This window comes from Subtercola sp. PAMC28395 (genome assembly GCF_018889995.1).
Taxonomy (GTDB): domain Bacteria; phylum Actinomycetota; class Actinomycetes; order Actinomycetales; family Microbacteriaceae; genus Subtercola.
The window spans coordinates 249,354-271,989 of the sequence record NZ_CP076547.1 but is presented as its reverse complement, the minus strand read 5'-3'; the positions used below and the strand labels follow the sequence as shown (position 1 = coordinate 271,989).

At 67.3% G+C, this 22,636-nt stretch carries 21 protein-coding genes; 8 read left to right on the top strand and 13 right to left on the bottom strand.

The annotated features are described in order from the left end of the window. The first annotated feature begins 119 nt into the window (after positions 1–119). Both nhaA and KPL76_RS01315 read left to right on the top strand, forming a co-directional pair. Positions 120–2,045: a Na+/H+ antiporter NhaA gene (gene nhaA / locus KPL76_RS01320; RefSeq protein WP_216334549.1), complete on the top strand. Its 1,926-nt coding sequence runs from the start codon at positions 120–122 to the stop codon at positions 2,043–2,045. A 53-nt stretch (positions 2,046–2,098) separates the two neighbouring features. Beyond that, complete coding sequence (locus KPL76_RS01315; RefSeq protein WP_253202280.1) at positions 2,099–2,584, top strand: FBP domain-containing protein; 486 nt, start codon at positions 2,099–2,101, stop codon at positions 2,582–2,584. A 38-nt stretch (positions 2,585–2,622) separates the two neighbouring features. Here KPL76_RS01315 and KPL76_RS01310 read toward each other — a convergent pair whose 3' ends face one another. Continuing rightward, positions 2,623–3,744 carry a VIT1/CCC1 transporter family protein gene (locus KPL76_RS01310; protein WP_216334547.1) on the bottom strand — a complete coding sequence of 374 codons (1,122 nt, stop codon included), beginning with the start codon at positions 3,742–3,744 and terminating at the stop codon, positions 2,623–2,625. Positions 3,745–3,818: 74 nt separating this feature from the next. Continuing rightward, positions 3,819–4,265 carry a DUF5997 family protein gene (locus KPL76_RS01305; protein ID WP_216334546.1) on the bottom strand — a complete coding sequence of 149 codons (447 nt, stop codon included), beginning with the start codon at positions 4,263–4,265 and terminating at the stop codon, positions 3,819–3,821. A 56-nt stretch (positions 4,266–4,321) separates the two neighbouring features. On the opposite strand from KPL76_RS01305, the gene KPL76_RS01300 reads away from it, so the two are divergent. From KPL76_RS01300 to KPL76_RS01290, 3 genes are read left to right on the top strand one after another with little or no spacing between them, the layout of a single operon-like run. Next, positions 4,322–5,317 (top strand): LysR family substrate-binding domain-containing protein, encoded by a 996-nt coding sequence (locus tag KPL76_RS01300; RefSeq protein ID WP_216334545.1) that lies wholly within the window; start codon positions 4,322–4,324, stop codon positions 5,315–5,317. A 5-nt stretch (positions 5,318–5,322) separates the two neighbouring features. Continuing rightward, positions 5,323–6,411, top strand: a complete 1,089-nt coding sequence (locus KPL76_RS01295; protein ID WP_216334544.1) for an NADPH:quinone reductase — start codon at positions 5,323–5,325, stop codon at positions 6,409–6,411. A 5-nt stretch (positions 6,412–6,416) separates the two neighbouring features. Then, the gene (locus tag KPL76_RS01290; RefSeq protein ID WP_216334543.1) at positions 6,417–7,043 is read left to right on the top strand and encodes a GNAT family N-acetyltransferase; all 627 of its coding nucleotides are present in this window, start codon (positions 6,417–6,419) and stop codon (positions 7,041–7,043) included. A 62-nt stretch (positions 7,044–7,105) separates the two neighbouring features. Here the strand turns inward: KPL76_RS01290 and KPL76_RS01285 are convergent, their stop codons facing one another. From KPL76_RS01285 to KPL76_RS14905, 5 genes are all read right to left on the bottom strand, one after another. Continuing rightward, positions 7,106–8,530, bottom strand: coding sequence for an 8-oxoguanine deaminase (locus KPL76_RS01285; RefSeq protein WP_216334542.1), 1,425 nt, complete (start codon positions 8,528–8,530; stop codon positions 7,106–7,108). A gap of 46 nt (positions 8,531–8,576) precedes the next feature. Beyond that, positions 8,577–9,083: a Cys-tRNA(Pro) deacylase gene (gene ybaK / locus KPL76_RS01280; RefSeq protein WP_216334541.1), complete on the bottom strand. Its 507-nt coding sequence runs from the start codon at positions 9,081–9,083 to the stop codon at positions 8,577–8,579. A 2-nt stretch (positions 9,084–9,085) separates the two neighbouring features. Then, the gene (locus KPL76_RS14665) at positions 9,086–9,826 is read right to left on the bottom strand and encodes an alpha/beta hydrolase (RefSeq protein ID WP_253202103.1); all 741 of its coding nucleotides are present in this window, start codon (positions 9,824–9,826) and stop codon (positions 9,086–9,088) included. A gap of 193 nt (positions 9,827–10,019) precedes the next feature. Further along, entirely contained in the window at positions 10,020–11,360 is a 1,341-nt protein-coding gene (locus KPL76_RS14660) for a hypothetical protein (protein ID WP_253202102.1), read from the bottom strand. Positions 11,361–11,382: 22 nt separating this feature from the next. Beyond that, a complete protein-coding gene (locus tag KPL76_RS14905; RefSeq protein WP_371733916.1) occupies positions 11,383–11,847 on the bottom strand; it encodes a GNAT family N-acetyltransferase in 465 nt (154 codons plus the stop codon). A gap of 48 nt (positions 11,848–11,895) precedes the next feature. On the opposite strand from KPL76_RS14905, the gene KPL76_RS14900 reads away from it, so the two are divergent. Next, positions 11,896–12,141 carry a hypothetical protein gene (locus KPL76_RS14900; RefSeq protein WP_371733915.1) on the top strand — a complete coding sequence of 82 codons (246 nt, stop codon included), beginning with the start codon at positions 11,896–11,898 and terminating at the stop codon, positions 12,139–12,141. 57 nt (positions 12,142–12,198) lie between these two features. On the opposite strand, the gene KPL76_RS01265 is transcribed toward KPL76_RS14900, so the two are convergent. Both KPL76_RS01265 and KPL76_RS01260 read right to left on the bottom strand, forming a co-directional pair. Further along, complete coding sequence (locus KPL76_RS01265; protein ID WP_216334539.1) at positions 12,199–13,221, bottom strand: NYN domain-containing protein; 1,023 nt, start codon at positions 13,219–13,221, stop codon at positions 12,199–12,201. Positions 13,222–13,276: 55 nt separating this feature from the next. Then, a complete protein-coding gene (locus KPL76_RS01260; protein WP_216334538.1) occupies positions 13,277–14,164 on the bottom strand; it encodes a zinc-ribbon domain-containing protein in 888 nt (295 codons plus the stop codon). A 147-nt stretch (positions 14,165–14,311) separates the two neighbouring features. Here KPL76_RS01260 and KPL76_RS01255 point away from each other — a divergent pair, with 147 nt between their 5' ends. After that, positions 14,312–14,908: a GIY-YIG nuclease family protein gene (locus tag KPL76_RS01255; protein ID WP_253202101.1), complete on the top strand. Its 597-nt coding sequence runs from the start codon at positions 14,312–14,314 to the stop codon at positions 14,906–14,908. A 72-nt stretch (positions 14,909–14,980) separates the two neighbouring features. After that, on the top strand, positions 14,981–15,346 hold the full coding sequence (locus KPL76_RS01250) for a DUF1622 domain-containing protein (protein WP_216334537.1): 366 nt from the start codon (positions 14,981–14,983) through the stop codon (positions 15,344–15,346). A gap of 21 nt (positions 15,347–15,367) precedes the next feature. Here KPL76_RS01250 and KPL76_RS01245 read toward each other — a convergent pair whose 3' ends face one another. From KPL76_RS01245 to KPL76_RS01225, 4 genes are all read right to left on the bottom strand, one after another. Beyond that, the gene (locus KPL76_RS01245; protein WP_216334536.1) at positions 15,368–15,958 is read right to left on the bottom strand and encodes a heme-binding protein; all 591 of its coding nucleotides are present in this window, start codon (positions 15,956–15,958) and stop codon (positions 15,368–15,370) included. A 96-nt stretch (positions 15,959–16,054) separates the two neighbouring features. Further along, positions 16,055–16,336, bottom strand: coding sequence for a metal-sensitive transcriptional regulator (locus KPL76_RS01240; RefSeq protein WP_216334535.1), 282 nt, complete (start codon positions 16,334–16,336; stop codon positions 16,055–16,057). Between the two features lie 150 nt (positions 16,337–16,486). Next, on the bottom strand, positions 16,487–17,266 hold the full coding sequence (locus KPL76_RS01235; protein ID WP_216334534.1) for a DNA-formamidopyrimidine glycosylase family protein: 780 nt from the start codon (positions 17,264–17,266) through the stop codon (positions 16,487–16,489). Next, on the bottom strand, positions 17,259–22,622 hold the full coding sequence (locus KPL76_RS01225) for a DNA glycosylase AlkZ-like family protein (RefSeq protein ID WP_253202100.1): 5,364 nt from the start codon (positions 22,620–22,622) through the stop codon (positions 17,259–17,261). Before KPL76_RS01225 ends, KPL76_RS01235 begins: the two co-directional genes overlap by 8 nt. Positions 22,623–22,636 lie beyond the last annotated feature (14 nt).

The window sequence follows — 22,636 nt, the reverse complement described above, 5'->3', positions numbered from 1 at the left end:
ATATTCGCCATCGGGGAGCATCGAATGCGGCAGACTGGAACGATGCTGACCGTATCCGCCAGACGAGTACCGAATTGCCTGGCTGCCGCTGACTCCGGTCCTGATGCCGTTCTGGGCGAATGAGCGCGAATCTGCCCGAAGTGACGGAGGGGGACTCTCTCCCGCGTTTCCCGCGTCTGAGGCGCGTCCTGCACCAGAGACGGGGTTTCTCCGACAGTGAGAAGACAGGAGCCGCCCTGCTGCTCGGTGCGACGGTGCTGGCCCTCGTCTGGGCGAACCTTCCGTTCGGCAACTCGTACGCCGAGTTCTGGAGCTCCACTGTTTCGTTGCAGGTCAGCGGTACGGGCATCCAGCTCGATTTTCGGGCCCTGGTCAACGAGGCACTGATGACGCTCTTCTTCTTCGTGGTCGGTCTCGAGGTGAAGCGCGAGTTCGCAGTGGGGGAGTTGAGTGATCGATCGCGCGCGATAGTGCCGGTCGCTGCGGCCATCGCCGGACTCGCTGTTCCCGCCGGGATCTTCCTGCTCTTCAACCACACGGGAGAGACCGGGCATGCCTGGGGTGTGGTGATCTCGAGCGATACGGCGTTTCTGCTGGGCGCCCTCGCCCTGGTCGGCCCGCGGTTGCCCGGCCACCTGCGAATCTTCCTGCTGGCGCTCGCTGTCGTCGACGATGTGGGTGCGCTCGCCGTGATCGCCTTCTTCTACACCGACCAGGTGCACTTCCTGCCGCTGGTGGTGGCTGCCCTCGGGCTCGCGATCATCTGGTCGCTGAAGTACCTGCGGGTCGGCCAGGGCCCGGCTTACCTCGTGTGCTCGGTTCTGGTGTGGGGTGCGTTGTACGCGTCCGGCGTTCAACCGACTCTGGCCGGTGTGGCCATCGCGTTGCTCATTCCCGTGTACGCGCCACGCCGCAGGGAGGTCGAGCGGGCTGCCGAACTCAGCCGCGCGTTCCGGCAGTCGCCGAACCCTGCCTATGCGCAGGCGGCGGTTCGTGGCCTGCTGAATTCGGTGTCGGTCAACGACCGCCTGCACACCCTGTATTCGCCGTACACGAGCCTCATCATCCTGCCTGTCTTCGCCCTGGCGAACGCCGGGGTCAAGCTCAGCGGAGAAACCCTGGCTGCAGCGTTCACGTCGCCGTTGACCTGGGGTGTCATAGCGGGTCTGGTCGTCGGCAAGTTCGTGGGCATCACCGGCATGACAGCCCTCATCAAGGTGCTGAAACTCGGCGAACTCGCCCCCGGGCTGACGCTGGGGCGGGTGGCAGGCGGGGCGGCGCTCTCTGGCATCGGCTTCACCATCTCGCTCTTCATCATCGACCTCGCCATCGACGATCCGGCCCAGCAGGATGAAGCAAGGGTCGGAGTTCTGGCCGCATCGCTCATCGCCTTCATACTGGGTTGGGCCATCTTCAGGATCGTCGACAAGGTGCAGCCGCCAACACGTATGAGCCTTGTGCTCGCCCGGCCGGTCGACCCCCGCCGTGACCACATTCGGGGGGCTGCCGACGCGAAGCTGACCCTGGTTGAGTACGGCGATTTCGAGTGCCCGTTCTGCAGCCGTGCGACAGGGTCGATCGACGAAGTCAGGGCGCACTTCGGCGACGACCTGCAGTATGTCTGGCGGCATCTGCCGCTCACCAAGGTGCACCCGCACGCGATACTCGCAGCGCGGGCCAGCGAGGCCGCGGCCCTGCAGGGGCGGTTCTTCGACCTGGCCCCTCTGATGTTCAGTCACCAGGACGAGCTCGAACTCGACGATCTGCTGGCGTACGCTGCGACCCTCGGTCTCGACCTCAACCGGTTCGAGGAGGACATGCGGTCGGCCGACGTGGTCAACCGGGTACGCGACGACGCCATCGATGCCGATCTCATGGACGTGCATTCCACTCCGACCTTCTTCATCTGCGGCAAGCGCCACTTCGGCCCCTACGATGCTGCAACCCTCATCAGGGAGCTGGAGGATTCGAGGGAGATGTTCACTCTCGCCGAGGCCAAGAGGCTGGATAAAGCGCGGCAGGAACTTCAGCATCGGGGCCGATGACAGCGTCGGTTAGGCTTGAAGCCCGAGTGCTGAGGAGTGCATGCGTGAAGAGGATGACCGGGATCGAGGTTCGGCATTCGCTCGCCAATGCCTCAGCGAGCGAAGCAGCCAACATGGTGCTGCCGTCGAACTTCGTCGAACTCGACTGGGACAACCTCGACTACCTCGGCTGGCGGGACTCGCATTCGCCGCACCTCGGGTACATCATCCAGTGGCAGGGTGACATGGCCGTGGGCATTGTGGTTCGCGAGGCGGATGGGCCCTTGTCGCGCCGCCGCATGATGATGTGCCAGCTGTGCCGCGCCACCCATACGGAGCACGGCGTCTCGCTGTTCAGCGCGAAACGCACCGGTGAGGCCGGCGAGAACGGCAACACGGTCGGCACGTATATCTGCGCGAACCTCGGCTGCTCGACGAACATCCGGGTGGATGTGCCGCACTCGTCGTACTACCGCGACCCCCAGAGCCTGCTCGCCGAGAAGGTGTCGGGGCTCGAGGCTCGCGTGACGGGCTTTATGAACGACGTCTGCCGCTCCTGAGTCAGAGCGGTGCCGGCCGGTGTTCGCTGGCCCGTGCTCTACAGGCCCGTGGTACCGAAGGCCAGGCCGAGTAGATAGGTGACCGCTGCGGCGCCATAGCCGATGAGAAGCTGGCGCAGGGCCCGCTTCAGCGGCGGGCCCCCCGAGAGGATGCCGACAATCGCCCCCGTGCAGAGCAGTGCGATTCCCACGAGTACCGACGCGACGATGAGGGCAACGAGACCCTGCAGACCGAACAGGTAGGGAAGCACGGGGATGATCGCCCCCGAGGCGAAGAAGCAGAAGCTCGAGAGCGCGGCGCTCAGGCCTGTGCCGACGGCCTCATGTTCGTCGATCTGTTCGTTGACCGCCGGGTCGCTGACATCGGCCAGGGCATCCGTGCGATCGATCGCCTTCAGCGGGCCCGTGGCGAGCGACATGCTGAGCAGCATGGCGTTGGCCTTCGCGGCGGCGTCGTCCACCGACATTCCCCGGGCGCGGTAGACGAGGGCCAGCTCGTTCGCGTTCACGTCGAGGTCTGGGAGGGCGCTTGTCGCATCGAGGTTGGGAGAGGATGCCTCGAGGAGCTCACGCTGGGAACGCACAGACACGTACTCGCCGGCACCCATCGAGAGTGCGCCGGCCAGCAGGCCGGCGACGCCGGTGACCAGCACCACGGAGTTGTCGACACCGGTCGCCGAGATGCCGATCACGAGAGCCAGGTTGCTCACCAGCCCGTCGTTGGCGCCGAAGACGGCTGCCCTGAACGTGCCGGAGAGCCGGTTCCGGCCCCGGGCAGCGAGACCGCGCACAACTTCGGCGTGAACCTCCTCGTCGGCGGCCATCGCCGCCGTCGCATCGGAATCGTGCGCGTAGGGCGAGCGGGTCTCGGCGCGCTGGGCCAGTGCCAGCACGAAGACCGAACCAAACCGGCGAGCGAGAAAGCCGAGGCTGCGGGTGCGCAGGTCTCCGCGGAGCGGCTTGCCGGCCTGATCGCCGAGCAACCGCCGCCAGTGCGACTCGTGGCGGGACTCCGCCTCGGCGAGGGCCATCAGAATTGCCCGCTCTTCGCCGGTTCGACGTTCGGCGAGATCGCGGTAGACAGCGGCTTCGGCCTGTTCGTCGGCCATGTACTGTCGCCAGCGCTTGATGTCGGCGGGGCGTGGCTGTGTCACAGTCATGAGTCAATTATCCAAGATGAAAGTCGTGGTCCGGCCCTGGCGGGTCGATTGTCGCCGGTCGCGCGCGGCGGGTCTCAGCGCGCTTTGGGCGCGATCGAGTTGGGGTTCGTGCGTGCGTGACGTTCGGCACGCTCTTTCTGCGCGGCTTTTTCAGCGCGCTCGACCTTGATGCGGGCGTTCTCTTCGTGCACCCCGGCCTGGCGCGCGCGCTCGACCACGAGCCACTCGGGCGGTGCTTCGAGCAGACCCTTGATCTGGGCGGTGGTGTACGCCTCATCTGCCTCGGCGCGGCTCAGGCCCGAAATCGAGATGCCCAGCTTTCGCGCGACCTCCTGGCGGGGGTGCGGGCCGTTCAGGCGCAGTTGCACCAGCCATTCGGGCGGTGAAGTGAGAAGTGTGTTGAGCTCGTCACGCGTGACGTCGCCCTCTTGAAACTCGGCCGGCGCGGCCGGCAGGTAGATGCCCAGCTTCTTCGCTGCCGTTGCGGGCTTCATGGTCTGGGGCGATTTCTGACTCGTCATGAGGCCAGCGTATCCTGAAGGCCTGTCAATGCTGTGGCGGATGATCGGGGCAGAGAATGAGCGAAGCACACTCTGACGCGCCCGGGCTTCCCCCTGCCGAGGACTCTGCAGCATCTGACGAGGCGCGCGAGCTGCCCCCAGTCGAGGGCGACCTCGCCCCCCAGCTGCCCGGCCAGGCTGACGACGCGGCCGAACCGTTCAGGATCGCCTTCGCCGTCGGCGTGACCGTCACGAAGTGGACGCGAATCTGGCAGGAGCGGCACCCCGACGTGCCTCTTGTGGTGTTCCGCTCGGAGCCGGGTGAACAGACCGCCGTTCTCGTCGATGGTGGCGCCGACGTCAGTTTCGTTCGGCTGCCGATCGACACGGAGGCCTTCAGCGCAATCGCGCTCTACACCGAGGTGCAGGTGGTCGGTGTCGCCAAGGATCATCCCGTGTCGGCCTTCGATTCGGTGACCGTCGCTGACCTGGCAGATGAGCACCTGCTGCAGGAGCCCGACACGGTGCCGGAGTGGCGGGATGTCGCGATCGAGATCGCCGAGGGCTCGCGACGACCGCTGTTGGGCATCCGGGATCTGGACGACGCGGTCGGGCAGGTCGCGGCAGGCGTGGGGATCGTCATTGTGCCGCACGCGATCTCGCGCATGCATGGGCGCAAAGACGTGGTGTTCCGCCCCGTCACCGACGTCGCTGAGACGCAGGTCTCGTTGGCCTGGCCGCAGGGCTCCGACTCACCGCTGGTCGAGGAGTTCATCGGCATCGTGCGCGGGCGATCGGCGGCCAGCTCGCGCACCGGTTCCGGCGTCGGTGCAGCTGCGGGGGGCCAGAGCGGTGCCGGCGATGAGAAGCCGGTGAAGAAGATCGGGCCGGTGGCGAAGGCCAAGGCGAAAGCGCGGGCGGCGGCAGAGGCAGAAGCCGCAGCGTCGTCGAAGAAGGGCGGCGCAGCTGCGAAGAGACCGGGAGCGAAACCCGCGAAGCCCGTGAAGAAGAAACAGTCAGACCAGGCGAATGCGGCGCAGGCGAGGCGTCGCAAGTTCGGCGGAAAGAGGTAGTGCGGGTGAGAGCGATCGTCTACAGCAAGCCGGGAACGGCCGATGTGCTGCAGCTTGTGGAGCAGGAGACACCGCCTGTCGGGCATGGCGAAGTGCGGGTTCGTATCGTCGTCTCCGGAGTGAACCCGACGGACTGGAAGTCACGCGCTGGCTCCTCCGGAGTGGCACACTTCGACCCACCCCAGGTACCAGGGCAGGATGGCGCAGGCATCGTTGACGCGATCGGTGACGGGGTCTCGCGCGTCGCCGTGGGCGACCGGGTGTGGCTGCGCGACGCAGCGTTCAAGCGCCCGACGGGTACCTCTGCCGACTACGTGGTTCTTCCCCAGTTGCTGGTGAACGATCTGCCGCCGGGAGTCTCCTTCGATGTGGGAGCCTCGCTCGGGATCCCGGCGCTTACAGCACACCGGGCGTTGACGGCGAGAGAGGGCGGACCCGAGCGCCTGGCCCCGGCAACGCTGGTGGGCCAGACCGTGTTGGTGGCCGGGGGAGCCGGGGCTGTCGGCCACGCGGCGATCCAGCTCGCTGCATGGGCGGGCGCGACTGTGATCACCACGGTGAGTTCTGACGCGAAGGCAGACCTGGCCTGGAGAGCGGGCGCGAAACACGTGATCAACTACCGCGACGAGAACCTCATCGCACGAGTGCAGGAGCTCGCTCCCCGCGGAGTGGACGTGATTGTCGAGGTGAACCCGCTCGCGAACCTCGCTGCAGACGTCGAGGTGCTCGCAACCGGCGGGACCATTGCCATCTACGTATCGGGCGACCCTGACGGCGTGGTCGTGCCTGCCCGCGCGAGCATGACCAAGAATGTGCGGTACCAGTTCATTCTGACGTACACGACGAGCGAGGTGCAGAAGGGCAACGCGGTGGCAGCGGTTACGGCGGCCGCTGCGGATGGCGCGCTGGGGGTGGGGGAGGAGAACGGGCTGCCAATCATCCGGTTCGCCCTCGAAGAGACGGCCGAGGCGCATCGGGCAGTCGAGGGCGGTTTCGTCGGCAAGGTGCTCATCGACGTGCAGCCACCCGGCGCTGGGAGGCAGACCCTTGCAGACGGGCAGAGCGTGATGGCACCCGACGGTGACGCGTGGTGAGCGGAATGGCTGACGCCGCACCAGACTCAACGGGCCCAGACTTCGCCGCAGTGCCGACCCTCGTGGGTACGCGCCTCACGCTCGAGCCGCTTACCCTAGGCCACGTCGCGGAGCTCTCTGCCGCTGTCGCAGAGGGCGAGCTGTGGCAGACCTGGTACACGCGCATTCCGTCACCCGACGAGATGGCAGAGGCGGTGCAGACGCGCCTCGAGCTCGGGGAATCGAAGCAGTGGGTCTCGTGGGCCGTGCGGCGTCACGACACCGGGCTCGCCTGCGGAATGACGTCGTTCCTGAACATCAGAGCTGACAACCGAAAGCTCGAGATCGGTTCGACCTGGCTGAGTAAGAGTTCGCAGCGAACCGGGCTGAACAGCGAGGCGAAGCTGCTTCTGCTCACCCACGCCTTCGACACGCTCGGCTGCGTTGCCGTGGAGTTCCGAACGCACTGGCACAACCAGCAATCGCGCGCCGCGATCGCCTGGCTCGGCGCGAAGCAAGACGGGGTGCTGCGCAACAACGATGTCTGGCGCGACGGCACTCTGCGCGACACTGTGGTCTTCTCGATCATCGAGTCGGAGTGGCCGACGGTGCGCCTCTCCCTCACAGAGAAGGTCGCCGGCCGCGCGCGCTGAGTATCAGCATCTCCGGGGGGATCGGCGCTGCGTGCGCTCAGCTCAGCTCGGTTAAGCGCAACTCAGCGCAGGGCGAGGGCTGTGGATGCCCGGGCCACGGCGCTCGCGACGACAGCTTCATCGACCCGCGCGAGCTGCCCGTCTTCGACCACGGCGACACCGTTCACCAGCAGCAGCGCGAGTGGCGGCTGGGCCCCGAGGGTGAGGGCCGCCACGGGGTCGAGGATTCCCGCGTGCTCCACCCCGTCGATCTTCCAGACGGCGAGGTCGGCGAGTTTGCCCACTTCGAGCGAGCCGAGTTCGCCGTCGCGCCCCAGCGTCTTCGCCCCGCCCATGGTCGCCATTCGCAGCGCCGTTCGCCCGGGCATCCGGTCGGCCCCGGCTCCCAGCCGGTTCATCAGTACGGCCATGCGGATCTCGGTGCCGAGTTGGCCGGACTCGTTCGAGGCGGCGCCGTCGACGCCGAGCCCCACGGTGATGCCGGCGTCGAGCATGGCTGGCACACGGGCGATGCCGGCCGCCAGCCGTGCGTTCGAGGAGGGGCAGTGGGCGACGGCCGTTCCGGTCGCAGCGAAGCGGCCGATCGCGTGGTCGTCGAGGTGCACGCAGTGGGCCATCCACACGTCGCTGCCGAGCCAGTCGAGGTCTTCGAGGTACTGTGTGGGAGTCTTTCCGAACTTCGCCAGACAGAACGCGTCTTCCTCGACGGTCTCTGAGCCGTGCGTGTGCAGCCGCACGCCGAGCGACCGCCCGAGGGCTGCCGATTCGCGCAGCAGGTCGGCGGTCACCGAGAACGGCGAGCAGGGTGCCAGGGCGATCTGCGCCATGGCCCCTCGGCCCGCATCGTGGTAGCGCTCCACGGCCTCACCGCTCGCCGCCAGGATCGCATCGATCGACTCGACGGCGAAGTCGGGTGGCAGTCCGCCCTGGCTCTGCCCGAGGTCCATCGAGCCGCGGGTGGCGTGGATGCGAACGCCCAGCTCGCCGGCCGCCTTCACGATTCCGCCGAGGATGTCGCCGGCACCGCTGGGGAACACGTAGTGGTGGTCGCCGACGGTCGAGCATCCCGATTTCGCGGCGACCGCCATCGCACCCATCGCTCCCGCTTCGACGAGCTCGGCATCGATGCGGGCCCACAGCGGGTAGAGCGAGGTGAGCCAGTCGAAGAGAATGGAGTCCTGCGCGTAGCCGCGGGTCAGCCACTGGTAGAGGTGGTGGTGGGTGTTGATGAGCCCCGGTGTCACCAGGTGCCCGCGCCCGTCGACGAGGCGAATGGATGCCCGGCTGCTGCCACCCGTCGCACCGACCCCATCGGGGGTCAACCCGTCCCGCGCCCACTGCGGAGAGCTGCCGCTGCCGACGGCCACGATCGTGTTGCCGTCGACGACCACGTGCCCCACCGCGAACTCGCTGCCAGCCTCGTCGACTGTGGCAATGAACGCCCCTTCGATGATCGTGCGTGCGAGGGGCAATGCTGAAGAGCTCATGCCGCCACGCTACCCACCGAAGATGTCGTGCATGTTGCAGACACCACTACGTGCGGCGGATGACCGCAATCTGCGCGCCGAGGGCTGCAACGAGGTCGGCCGGGGTGACCTCGATGTCGAAACCGCGCCGGCCGCCCGAGACGTAGATGGTTTCGAAATCGAGGGCACGATCATCCAGAACCGTTGGCAGTCGGGTCTTCTGACCGAACGGGCTGATGCCCCCGACGACGTAGCCCGACTTGCGCTCAGCGACAGCTGCATCGGCCATCACGGCGCGTTTGGCCCCGACCGCTCTGGCCAGGGCTTTCACGTCGAGCTTCGAGTCGACCGAGACGATGCCGATGGCGAAGCCCTTGTCAGTGTCGACCATCAAGGTCTTGAAGACCCGCCCACCGTCGATGCCGAGCGCGCTCGCGGCCTCGGCGCCGAAGTCGGTCGACGATTCGTCGTGGTGGTAGGCGTGTGGGGTGAAGGAGATGCCTGCGTGGGTCAGAGCCACGGTCGCGGCGGTGGTCGGCCCGGCCGCCTTCGAGCCCTTCGGGGTCTTGGACACGGTCAGACTGCGGTTGCCCCGTCGGTGCTCAGTGCGGCATCGCTTGTCACGAGCGGGTTGGTGTGGGTCTGGATGGCACTCAGAAACTGCGAGACGTCGGTGATCTCTTCTTGCGAAACCCCGTGACGGATGCCCGGGTAGAGCTTCGCCGTGAGCGTGGAGTGTTCGGGCAGCCACGCTTCGGTGCGTTCGACGGCGACGCCGTTCACGATGGGGTCTGCCACGTCACGGCCCCAGAACACGGGCGGCCGCGACTCGCTCATCACGCGGTCTCCGTGTACCTGCCCGTTGACGACGAACCCGGAGAGGTTCACCGCGGCGACGAATCGCTCGGGGGCCGTGCGCAGCAGGTGGATCGCCATGGCACCGCCCTGGGAGAAGCCGAGGGTCGCGATGCTGGCAGGCGTGCCGAAGTGGGCTTCGACGCGGTCGAGCCAGTCGAGCACAGACGCCGCAGCGTCGTCGAGGCCCGACACCCGGGGGTTGCCGGGCTCGCCGATGGTGAACCACGCGAACCCGTTCTCTACAGGGTATGGGGCGAGGAGTGGCGCGCGCAGTGAGGCGGCTATGGTGCCAGCTGGCAGGAGCGGGGCGAGGGAGATCAGGTCGTTCTCGTGTGAGCCGTACCCGTGCATGATGATGACGAGCGGGCTCGACTTCAGCCTGGCCGCAACCTCGTCAGTGGGAACCGACCAGACGACCGCAGCGTCGTTGATCGGGGCGCGGCGTGGGGAATCGGTCACGATGTTCCTCTGGTGAAGTGAATGATGCAGTGGGGCAGAGCGCGGTTGTCGAACGACGGTATCACCCACTGTAAACCGTACGAATGATTTCGACCCTCGAACAGGGGGTCGAATTTTTACGGAATGAGTCACGGGTGGCGCGGAACCACTGACCACGGCTCGACCCAGCCACCGGCCTCCAGCCAGGCGTGCCTCAGCGACACTGGGCGGCGACCGCGATCTGCGCGTTGCTCGGGCGGCCGTAGGCTTCGATGCCAGAACCGGGGATGTCGAATCCCTGGCTGATCGACCACGCCGTCGCCCAGACCTCCTGCTGTCCCTTGATCTCGGGGCTGTTGAACAGCGGGGCGCAGCGGTACACCTGCGAATGCCCGACTTCGTGCGCAACCAGGGCGCGGGCATCCCGGCCGTCGTACCACGCCGTCTCAACGGTGTAGTTGAGGTTGATGATCGCGTACCCGCCGTCGGTGTCGAACGACTGCGTGGTACCAGAGAGCCAGTTCGCGCCGAGGCCAGAGACCTCAGGCGACCAGATGAATTCGAGTGCGACGCCATTGCTCAGGGATCGGGCATAGTTCTCGATCTCGCGTCGGACGGCCCAGGCCGGGTCATCCAATTCTGACTGGTGGGTGGCCTGCGAGGCGCGCACCTGCGATTCGGCGTCGCTCATCGAGGCAAGAAACGCGCCATCGTGCGACATGCTCATGCTCGGGTTTCGCGCCTGCTCTGTGAGCCGGATCAGAGCGACCTGCAGCGATCGGTTCGACAGTGTGTTGCTTGCAATGAGCTGGTCTGCCTCGGTTGCGGCAGCGGTGAAGAAGCCGGCTTCGGCGGTGTTGAGGCTGCCTTCTGCGTCGGCTGTGTTCTTCGCAGCCGTGACGAGGTCGCTGGCCTGCTGCTGGGAGGACAGTGAGCGAGCCTCGAGCTGTTCGGAATCGGTGGTGAGCTGCCATGGCGGTCGGTACCCAGCAGGAGGGGTGGCGAGTGCGTCGAGTTCTGCTGAGCTCGGCGGTGTCGAGGCGGCGGCGGTGGCCAGGGCATCCATCGCCGTCAGCGATTGGCGAAGCGCAGCGGCTTCGGCCAGCGTCTCAGCGGCGAATGCCGGGCTGTCGACCACGGAATGGATGCGCTTGGCGAGACTCCGTACGTCGGCGAGCCGGGCGTCGAATGCGTGCGATGCGCTCACCTGGGTCGTGAGCTGTGACTGCAGGCTGCTGGCCGCCGATTCGTACCGGTTCTCTGCGGCCACGCTCCAGCCCCAGAAGCCACCGATCACTGCGGCCACAACGACGATGACGCCGGCGAGCTGAAGAATCCGTCGCCGCCGTCGACCACGAGGTGGATGACCGGCTGCCGAGTCTCCGTCTTCACTGCCGTGCTCGTTCAGGCGATCTGCCCCGAGTTCCTCGCTCGTTGCGGGTGTGCCCACAGCGGCCGGGGCTGACCGCCCCTCGTCAGGCATGCCCTCGCCAGGATCGAGGTCTGAAGCGCGCGCAGCCCCCGTCGATGGGTCTTCGGTGGTGGGTTCGGTCATTCGGTCGGGTCCTTCTGAGTACCTAGCGAGTCCAGCGATACGGGGTCGTCGTTGAAACCCTGACAAGGCCGGAGCGCTCGAGTATCGGGCGGGAATATTCGGTCGAATCGCTGTGGATGAGCGACTTTCCCCTTCCGACCGCGGAGCGTGCCCTGGCGGCCGTGACGGCTCGGTAGATGCCGCGCCCTCGCCACTCTTCTCGCGTTGCTTCTCCCCAGATACCGGCGAATCGTGAACCGCGGACTGGCTCGAGCCGGCCCGCCGAAACGATGACCCCTCGGGCTTCCGCGATCCACAGCTCCATGCCGTCGTCAATCGCAAGCCGGCGAAGAAGGGTGTCTGCTTCTTCCCGCGAAACGGGGTCACCGAAGACCTCGTCCTGCATGGCGCTCATCGCACGGACGTCGGTCTCTTCTGTGATGCGGCGAAGGGTGACGCCGTCTGGCAGCGCGACGTCGAGGGCGAGTGACGCCGCCTCGCCGATCATGATCGACACCGCTTCGTCAGCCAGAAAGCCGTTCGAGAGTAGGGCTTCATGCAGACCGAGCGCCCTGTCGTGAGCCCGGGTCTTCCACTCGACTCGGCTGATGCCGGGGTCTGCCAGGTAGTACGCGACGGCTTCGGCAACGAGGTGGTGAACGGTGGTCTCGTCGGCGTCGCCGAGGGTCTGGTAGGTGATGAATCCGCGGCCGTTCGCGACGTCACCAGCCGAAGCGGGCCGAGCCGACTCACGTTCGTCGCGCTGGGTGTTTCTGCATCGGTGCGCAGTTCGTCGTCGTAGGCCTTCAGGAACTGCTGACGTCGATCCAGCGCCACCGATTCGTCATTCGAAGCCACGTCAGCGGCGGCCTTCGGAGTCGGGCCTCAGACGGATGAGACGCTGCGAACCCTCGTCCTGTAGGTCTGCTACCTCGCTGCGGGAGGCGAGAAAATCAGTGAACGAACGAAAGCCGAGAGGCTTCTCGTTGAACGAAGGGTCCATTCGCCGCATCTGGTTCTTGACGGTGCCGGTGTTGAGCCACTCGTCTGCGTCGCCCTTGGCGTGGCCGATCTGCAGGGCCCGAACGAGCAGCTCGGTCGCAACCGACTGTGGGTCGACGTCTTCTGCGACTTCGGGTTCGTCGAACGACGTGTCTTCGGTGTGCGAGAACATCGGGATCGTCGAAACCCGTCTTGATTTCGCCGGAGCCTTCGTGGGCTGGGTCTCGGCGGCCTCGGCAGCTGCCTTGCCCGCTGCAGCCTTGTCGGTCTTCGGAAGAGCACTGGCCGCCGTGGCCGCCACTTTCTCGATGCCGGGCAGCGAGTCGTAGTCCTCGAACTCGTCGCACGCGGCCGCCAGCGAGGTGCTCGTCGAACCGGCGACTCCGATGCCCACCACGAAGCGCCCCAGGCGCTTCGTCTTCTGCGCGAGGGCGATGTAGTCCGAGTCGCCGGCCACGATGATCACGTGCGTGAGGTCGGGCAGTCGAAAGAGATCCTCGACCACGTCCACAGCGAGACGGATGTCGGCACCGTTCTTCGTTCCCCGTGTGGTGGTGGTGAAGAGCTGCGTCAGGTCGACGGCCCTCGACATGAGCTGGCGCTGGTAGCTCGCGTTGACGGGCACAGACCAGTCTGCGTAGGCGCGGTTGACGACCATTGTGCCGAACGACGCGGCGAAGTCGATGATCGCATTGAAGTCGACCGTGGCAGCGGCCAGCCGGGCAGCAACGTCGGGGTCAGCATCCGGGCTCGACTTGTCGAAATCGCGGATGCCGTCGCGCTGGAAGGCATTGCGCCCGTGCAGCTGTTGGTACCGCGAGATGACGATGTTGTCGAAGTCGATGTACAGGCCGACGCGGGAATCACTCGGTTCGCTCATGATGGGGGTTGGCTCCTTGGTCGCTGTCGGAAGACTCTCTCGCGATCCGGTGCCTTCAGTCTGCTGTGAGCGGTGGGTGCAGGGCAACTTGCGGGCCGGTCTGTCGCCGGCTCGGGATGCTCGGGGTGAGGTACGCGTTCACGATCAGGTCGCCGCGAATGACGCGAAGTGTGTCGAGAAGCCTGTCGATGAGGCGATCAGACACGTTTGTCGCCGTGAGGTCGAAAGGGCCGAGCGGATGCAGCTTTCCGCAGCGGATGCGCACCACCTCCCAGCCCACCGCACGCAGGAGCCGGTCCTTGCGGCGGTCGGTCTCTTCGCGCTTGCCCACGTGCTCCAGGCCATGCCTGCCGACGGTGTCATACTCGATCGCCACCCGGAGTTCAGGGATGACGATGTCGGGCCACACCTCGACGTGGGTGAAGAACGGGCGGCTGGTCTTCACCGCATTCACCGACAGGTCGACGGCCAGTCGTTCGGCGAGGAGCTGCCGCAGGCGCGCTTCGGCCGCAGAGGCGGGTCTCGGTGCCCGCGGGCTGACGAAGGCGTCACCGGCGAAGACGCCGTCTGGCGCGCGTGCTGCCTGCCGTGCGGGTCGGTCGGGCGTGGCGGCCGGGCGTGCCGCTGTGCTGCGTTTCGGCACAGCCAGCGCCGTGCATTCGGGGCACCACGATGACCGGCGACGTGTTCTGCCCGGCCGCGACCGCTGCTCTTCAGGGGTTGCCACGAAGAGGTGACCGGTGTCGCACTGCCACAGCAGGTACACCTCGGCTGCGGGCGGGATCTGGGTGAGGGTGATGTGGTGATTCAGCTCGGGGTGATACTGCCTGATCAGCACCGGGTATCGCTCCCAATCGCCCCGGTACGTTCCGATCTCGTAGGGCATGAGGGTGCCCTTCGAGCGCTGTCGCCTCGACCACCATGCCTCGATGTTCTCGGCCATGCCGGGCACCTCCATTCCTGACTCTGGCATTTTCGCTGCCGCTCCGTCTGACGAACGTAATCACGACCACCGACGCTGTCGGAGCATCCCGTCTCAGAGCCTGCCGTCCCAGCGTCCGTCGTCAGAGGTCGGCCCTACAGTGGCGGCATGGTCGAATCCGTTGGTGAGCTCGCGACAGGAGAAACCCCGAGCCGGTGCGGCATCCGGGATGACGGCGTGCCCTGCCCGAACCCGGTCGCTGGGGCTCGCGGGCTGAACCTCTGCGACCGGCATCTGCTGGAGGCCTACTCCCTGGTCGCCGAAGACGTCGGCGTGAGCGATGTGCTGCCGACGCCCTGTGTGGCCTGCGGCTCGAGGCTGGGAGTCGCCTACCCGTCAGGCTGGCTCTGCGGAGTCTGCGAGTGGAGGCTCGGAGACCTGCCCGACGGCACAGACCGCCAACCCCGCGTCGACGTGGTCTACTACGTTCGCTTCAGGAACACCGTCAAGATCGGTACCAGCGCCAACCCCCGTGCACGGCTCGCCCAATTGCACTTCGACGAGCTTCTCGCCTTCGAGCGCGGTACACGGCAACGCGAGCATCGGCGGCACCTGCAGTTCGCGAGTCACCGCATCCCGGGCAGCGAGTGGTTCACCCTGCACGACTCTCTCGACGCCCACATCCGTGAGCTCCAGGCCGGCGTCGACGACCCGTGGGCCCAGTACAGTCTCTGGGTCAGCCAGGCCATCGCCCTCACCGAGTGATTTCTGGCCCAGTCTGCTTGACCGAAGGGCTCTTCTGAGATGGATCAGCCTGTACGGGTGTACAAACAGGGTATGACGTTTCAGGAAATCATCGAGATCGCCGCATCAGTGATCGAGGGCGCGGGGGTCGCGATCATTCTCCTGGGTGCGGCGTGGTCGAGTGTTGTCGCCATTCTTCATGCCCTGCGGCGCGAGCCGTCGGTCTACAAGGAATATCGCCGGATGCTCGGGCAGTCCATTCTGCTCGGCCTCGAGTTTCTCGTGGCCGCCGACATCGTTCGGACCGTCGCCGTGACCCCGACCCTCGAGAGTGTCGCCGTACTGGCGGCGATCATCCTGATTCGCACGTTCCTCAGCTTGTCGCTGCAGCTGGAGATCACCGGCCGCTGGCCGTGGCAGTCGGAAAAGGAAGTTGCACCCGTCACCGCCGGTGACTGAGCTGCGCGGTACCGTTGCGGGTCAGACGGGCTGCGATTCTTCGACGTCGAGCATCACCTCATTGTGCCGCAGGAAAGCGGGCAGGAACGGCGGATCGAAGCGGGCGAACCTCGGTTGCCCGGTCGAGGTGAAGCCGGCAACGGCGAGGGCCGACGTGAGCTGTTCGAGGTGCTTCAGGTAGCTCTCTTCGGTCCAGCGCCCGCGGTACCGGATTGCAGCAACCAGGCTCTCCGGCACCGCACGGAGCTGTACGCGGGGGTTCGTCGGGCGCGGGGCCGTCTCGAACGCGAAGTCCGCGGGCAGCACGAAGGCGACCCTGAAGCCGCTGCTTTCGCCGTCATCCGGGTTCGCGGAAGCGGGTTGTTGCACCACAGGCGCGGTCATCGCGATGCGTGACGAGGCATCGGCCTGCACCACGGGCGCCGTCATCGCCACCTTCGAATTCGAAACGTTCTCACCGCCGATGTAGGCGAAGAGGTACCTGAACGCCTTGTTGCCTGCGTCTTCGAAGGGCGCATCGACGACCGCCTCAGCCAGGAGATGGCCGGGGTACCGGCGAAGTTCGAAGTCGTCGTAGCTGTGAAGCACGTCGTAGGGCTGTTGCTCGGTCATAGCCTCAAACTACTCTCGCCGCCCGTGAGTTGCAGGGGCCCACACGGGTGAGCAGAGTGACGATGATTCGCAGCTGGTCTGCCCGGGCCCGCGCGTCTACTCCCCGCGGTTGCGACTCAACTCGTAGATGCGCACGAGCTCGTCGATCGCTTTTTCTCGGGTCTCGCCGCCCTCGTCGAACATCTCGGTGACATGGGTCTTCAAGTGGTTCTCGACCATCAGCTTGTTCAGGGAGCCGAGTGACTTCTGAATGGCGAGCGACTGGGTGATGATGTCGACGCAGTAGTCCTCGTTCTCGATCGCCTTGCTGAGGCCACGCATCTGCCCCTCGAGGATGCGCGCGCGGTGCAGGGCCCGTTTCTTGATGTCGTCGATCACCCCCCAAGAATACGATGTCGCGACTCTGCTGGTGCCCCCACTCGCGCTCCCAGCCAGGCCTCGTGCAGGTGCGCGCAAACGGCCCCCGGAGACGTTTCTTGGGGCCGATTGCGCGCACCAGCAGAGAGAGCCGGAGCGCACGGGCCCGAATCAGGTCTGGCAGTGGGGGCACCAGTAGGTGTCGCGGAGGCTGAGTTCGGTGGCGCCGAGCTTGCCGCTCTCGATGCGGGTGCCGCAGCGCCGGCAGGGCTGCCCACCGCGACCGTAGACCCAGAGCATCCGCCCCGGTCTCATGTCGCCCGTCGTCGTGCGTTCGACGCGATCGCGGTTGGCCGTGATGAGTCGATGCGCGAGCGCGACGACGGCATCGAGCTTCGGCACCTCGCCGACGGGTCGCGTCGGCAGAACACCCCGCAGAAAGCACAGCTCGTTCGCGTACACATTGCCGAGCCCGGCCAGGTTGCGCTGGTCGAGCAGTGCCACGTCGATCTCGCGGAGCGGGTCGGAGGCCAGGCGGCGCACGGCCTCGTCTGCGTCCCACTCTGGCCCGATCAGGTCGGGGCCGAGGTAGCCGACGACGCTGTCTTCGGCCTCGCGTGGCACAACCTCCAGCAGGCCGAGCTCGAAGCCCACGGCCATCCAGTCTTCGGTCTTCAGGATGGCCCTGGCCTGCCACGCGGGTTTGCGCCAGCGGGTCTCAGGGCGATAGAGGTGCCAGGTGCCCTCCATCTTCAGATGCGAATGGATGCTGAACCCACCCACCCGCATGAGCAGGTGTTTGCCGCGGCTGATGACCCCCTCGACCGTCTCGCCGGTGAGGTCGACCGTGGCGAACTTCGGCACGCGGATGTCGCACGCGGTCAGCACCCGCCCGGCCAGCACGGCGTTGAGGTGCTCGGCAGTGCGGTAGACGGTGTCGCCCTCAGGCACTGCGGAGCCTCAGCCCTCGCGGGGTGTTGTTGAAGCCGGCCGCCTCGAGAATACGCCCGACGGTCGAGCCGACCGAGAACTCGCCGTCGATCTTCTCGATGGTGAGCTTGTCGACCCGGCCAGAGGTCACGGTTGCGGCGAGGGAACCGGCGGCATCGACGAGTGTTTCGATGTCGTCGGTGAACGAGAGCACGGTCTTGCCGCCGCGCTCGACATAGAGAACGAGGGCGCCGTCGACGAGAACGACGAGGGCGCCGGCCTTGCGGCCGGGTCGGTGGCCGGAGCCGGTGGGCCAGGGCAGTGCTGCCCCATAGGCGTTCGCGGGGTCGCTCGCGGCGAAGGTGGTGGCTCGGGGCTTGGCCTCGCGGTCACGTGCAGTGCCGCCTCGACGCGGCGGTGAGGCTGCTGCGGGGCCCTGTGCGTCACGGACCTGGTTCGTTCCCGCAGCCCGGGATTCGGAGGAGCCGACCCGCACGGTGGAACCGCCGTACCCCGCGCTGGCGGGGTTTTCGCGCGGGTCGTAGCCGAGCATCCCGCCGCTGGCGGCGACCGGCCCGCCACGGCTGTCGCCCGGGAGAGCGTTGCCGGGTGTTGCTGGCTCGTCTGTGAGAATGTCTCGCGCGAACGAGCGCAGGCGGTCGACGGTACCGCCCGTCGCGAACTGCGAGGCGCCGAGCCCTTCGATGAAGTAGCCGCGGCGGCACCGGCCCGTCTCCTCGAACTTGCTCAGCACCCGGTAGGCCAGCGCGAAGCCGCCCGGCAGATGCTCGTTCATTACGGAGCCGCGGGTCACAACGCCATAGCGGTCGAGCAGGAACTCGGCCATGGCGTGGGCACGGAGAGTTGCGTCGCCTTCAGCGCGGGGGAGCAGCGACCACCTGCCGCCGACCGTCGGGGGCCCCACACGGGTGGCCATCGTGGGGCGGGCGTAGGCGCGGCCGCGGTAGAGGGAGCTGCGGGGCGTCGATCGTTTCGTAGAGTGCGCCGATCGGCCCGCCGTCGTGCTGCCGGTCAGGGTGCGCAGCGGCGCGAGGGTGTCGTTCGTGATGAGACCGGCCCAGACGAGATCCCAGAGCGCGGTGACGAGTTGGTCGTCGCTGAAGAACCCGGTCGGGGGTACGAGAGGAGCTGGAGCTGTGCCGGCGTCGGCGGCACCGGATGATCGACCGACCGTGTCACCTGCCGAATCCGTCGTGCTCGCTGACGTCGGGTTAGACGAGGACGCCTGCTCAGAGGCGCCCATCGCGAGCTGACTCGCTGTCGATGTGGGCATGCCGTTTGCGGCTGCCAGACGCGCACTCCGGGAGACGCGGGGCGCGATCTGCTCGGCGTCGGACAACGCTGCTGCTGGCTCGCCCGCTGAGTGGGCTGCGCCTGCGCGGGTCGCCTGTGCCGGAGCGGCCGGGTTCGCGGGTGTCGTCGCTGCAAGGTTGGCTCGGAGCGTCATAGCGACTTGGTCCGCCAGGGTGCGGAAGAAGTACGCGCCGCCACCGCTGAGGGCCTCCAGGATCGCAGACTGCAGGTCGGTCGGCGTGAAATCGATGGGCTCAGGCAGGGTGACACGCACGGTGTCGGCGAGATGGAGCGAGACCCAGCCGTCGCTGCCGGGCAGCGAGCCGTTGCCTGCCCAGACGATCTCGCCCGAGGCGGTGAGTTCGTCGAGCATGGCCGGGCTGTAGTCCGACACGCGTGATGGCAGCACGAGCGTCTCCCAGGCGGAGGCCGGCGCCGGCACTCCGGCGAGCTGTTCGATCACGGTGAGCACGCCGTCGATTCCCCGGAGGGTGCCTCCGACGTGCTGCCACGCGGGCAGGAATCGGCCGAACGCACCCTGGTCGACGGGTTCGACTTCGTGTCGCAGCGCTGCCAGCGAGCGGCTGCGCAGTCGCCTCAGCACCTCGGAGTCGCACCACTCCGTTGCCGCTGCCGTCTGCCCTCCGATGCCGGAGTTCCCGGTGGGCCTGAATTCGCCCTCGATCACTCGGCGCGTGCGCTCGAGCCGCTTGAGGGTCTCGTGCACGACCGCAGACCCGAGCCCGAGGCGCGCACCGACCTCCGCCGCGGTGAACGGGCCATGTGTTCTGGCGTACCGGCCGACCAGGTCACCGAGGGGATCTTCGACCGGCTCGATGAAGGCGTCGGGGACTCCGAACGGGATCGGCACCCCCAGCGCGTCACGCAGGCGGCTCGCGTCTTCGATGGCCGCCCAGCGCGGCTCACCGGCGATGTTCACCGCGAGCACGCGTTTCGCCTGCAGCAGTGCCTGCAGGTGCTGCTCGGCTGCCTCGGGCGCAGATTCGCCGTCGGTCGTGCTATCGGCGTCGCCGTCGCTGAGTCGCTCGGCTATCTCGGCCGCAGTGAGCGGCCCGAGCATCCGCACCAGGTCGGCGACACCCTCGACCCCGTAAGCCTTACGACCCGGGGCGAGACGCTGCAATTCGCGTTCGGTCTGCTCGATGACGGCCGGGTCGAGTAACTCACGGAGCTCTGCGCGACCGAGCAGTTCGGCCAGCAGGGTCGGGTCGAGCGAGAGGGCGGCGGCGCGGCGTTCGGCGAGCGGGCTGTCGCCCTCGTAGACGAAGGAGGCGACGTAACCGAAGAGCAGCGAGCGTGCGAACGGAGACGGCTCGGGCGTCTCGGTCTCGACGATACGGATCGTGCGGCTCTCGATCTCACCAGCCAGGGACTTCAGTGACGGCAGATCGTAGACATCCTGGAGGCACTCGCGCACGGTCTCGAGAATGATCGGGAACGTCGGGTACCGCCGGGCGACCTCCAGCAGCTGCGCCGAGCGTTGCCGTTGCTGCCAGAGCGGTGACCGCTTGCCGGGGTTCTGCCGTGGCAGCAGCAGCGCCCGTGCGGCGCTCTCGCGAAAGCGTGAGGCGAAGAGTGCAGACCCGCCGACCTCGGTGGTGACGAGGATCTCGAGCTCGTCGGCGTCGAAGACGAACAGCTCGGCCCCCGGAGGGTCGCTCTCGGTGTCGGGCAGGCGCACCACGATGCCGTCGTCGCTGGCCACGACCCCACCGTCGACGCCGAAGCGCTCCCGAATACGGGCTCCGATCGCCAGCGCCCAGGGCGAATGCACCTGCATGCCGTACGGGGAATGCAGGATGACCCGCCAGTCGCCGAGCTCGTCCCTGAAGCGCTCGACGACGAGCGTGGTGTCACCCGGTACATGCCCGGTTGCTTCCCGTTGTTCGGTGATGAACGCCACCAGGTTGGTGGCGGCGTTCTCGTCGAGACCCGCGTCTCGCGCGATCTGCAGGGCACGGCTTTCGGATGATCCCGCCACCGTGCGGGTGAACTCGCCGATCGCGCGCCCGAGTTCGGCGGGCCGCCCCAACCCGTCGCCCCGCCAGAACGGCAGCCGCCCCGGCTCGCCGAACGCCGGAGTCACCCGCACCTGGTCGTGCGTGATCTCCTGGATGCGCCAGCTGGTCGCCCCCAGGGCGAACACATCGCCCACCCGGGATTCGTAGACCATCTCCTCGTCGAGTTCGCCGACCCGGGAGGCCTTCTCTCCCACCATGAACACGCCGAACAGGCCGCGGTCGGGGATGGTGCCACCACTTGTGACGGCCAGACGCTGGGCCCCGGGCCTTCCGGTGAGTGTGCCGGCGTCGCGATCCCAGACGATGCGCGGGCGGAGCTCTGCGAATTCGTCGGAGGGGTAGCGACCGGCCAGCAGGTCGAGCGTGGCTTCGTAGGCCGAGCGGGGCAGGCTCGAGAACGGCGCGCTGCGCCGCACGGTGTCGAACCACTCCTCGACGTCGATCGACTCGAGGGCGCAGGCCGCGACGGTCTGCTGGGCGAGGATGTCGAGTGGGTTCTTCGGAACACTGAGCGTCTCGATGAGCCCGTCGGTCATGCGCTGCGCCGCGACAGCCGAGTGGATGAGGTCGGCCCGGTGTTTCGGGTAGATGATGCCGCGCGAGACCTCGCCGACCTGGTGCCCTGCCCGGCCGACGCGTTGCAGGCCGCTTGCGACCGACGGGGGTGACTCCACCTGCACGACGAGGTCGACCGCACCCATGTCGATGCCGAGCTCGAGGCTCGAGGTGGCGACAACGCAGCGGAGACGACCCGTCTTCAGGTCGTCTTCGATGATCGCCCGCTGCTCCTTGCTCACCGAGCCGTGGTGCGCGCGCGCGAGCAGTGGTGCGGCACCCTCGGTCTGCCCGCTCTGAGCCATCGTCTGGGCCGGTGGACGACCGCTCGCGACGCGGTCGTTCGCGGCAGGAGCGCCAGACCCGGCGTACCGGTCGTCGGGGCGGCCGGAGCCCGGGCGCCGGGCGGGATCGGCCAGAATGCTGCGATTGGTTCCTGCCGCACGAATCGTGCGCGCCGAGGTGGGCACGTCACCCGTCTCGTCGTCGTACCCCGAACCGAGCTGCAGTCGTTCGGCATAGATCTCGTTCAGCCGGGCCGTGAGCCGTTCGGCAAGGCGCCTCGAATTGGCGAAGACGATCGAGGAGCGATGCGCCAGGATGCGGTCGACGATGCTCTCTTCGACGTGCGGCCAGATCGACCCCTGCTGTGGTGTGGCAGCCGCGGCAGACCCCTCGAGTGCCGGCGCCGCACCGAGGTCTGACATGTCTTCGACGGGGACGACCACGTGCAGGTCGAACTTCTTCGTCGAAACCGGGGCCACGATGGTGACGGGTGCGCCCCCGGCCAGGAAACGGGCGACCTCTTCTGGAGGCCGCACGGTGGCCGAGAGACCGATTCTCTGTGCGGGCTTCTCGAGCAGGGCATCCAGTCGGTCGAGGCTCACCGCCAGGTGTGCCCCACGCTTCGTGGAGGCGACAGCGTGCACCTCGTCGATGATGATCGTGTCGACAGCGGCGAGCGTCTCGCGGGCGGCGGAGGTCAGCATGAGGAACAGCGACTCGGGGGTGGTGATCAGAAGGTCGGGTGGGTTCTTGATCATGGTGCGGCGGTCGGTCTGGGTCGTGTCACCCGAGCGCACGCCCACGGTCACGGTCGGGGGAGCGGCGCCCAATCGCTTGGCGGTCTGGGTGACGCCGACGAGAGGCGCACGCAGGTTGCGCTCGACGTCGACTGCCAGCGCCTTCAGCGGCGAGATGTAGAGAACGCGGGTGCCCTGCTTCGCTTGCGGGTCACGCGGATGCGCGATCAGCCGGTCGATCGCCCAGAGGAACGCTGCGAGCGTCTTGCCCGACCCGGTCGGTGCGACCACGAGCGCATGCGCGCCGTCGGAGACCGCCTCCCAGGCGCCGAGCTGGGCTTCGGTGGGCGCGGCGAAGGCCCCGCCGAACCACTCCCGGGTGGCAGGCGAGAACCTCTGTAACACCAGGTCGGCCCTGCTCGCGGCCGTTCGGGCTGCACTCATCGCTCATCACTCCT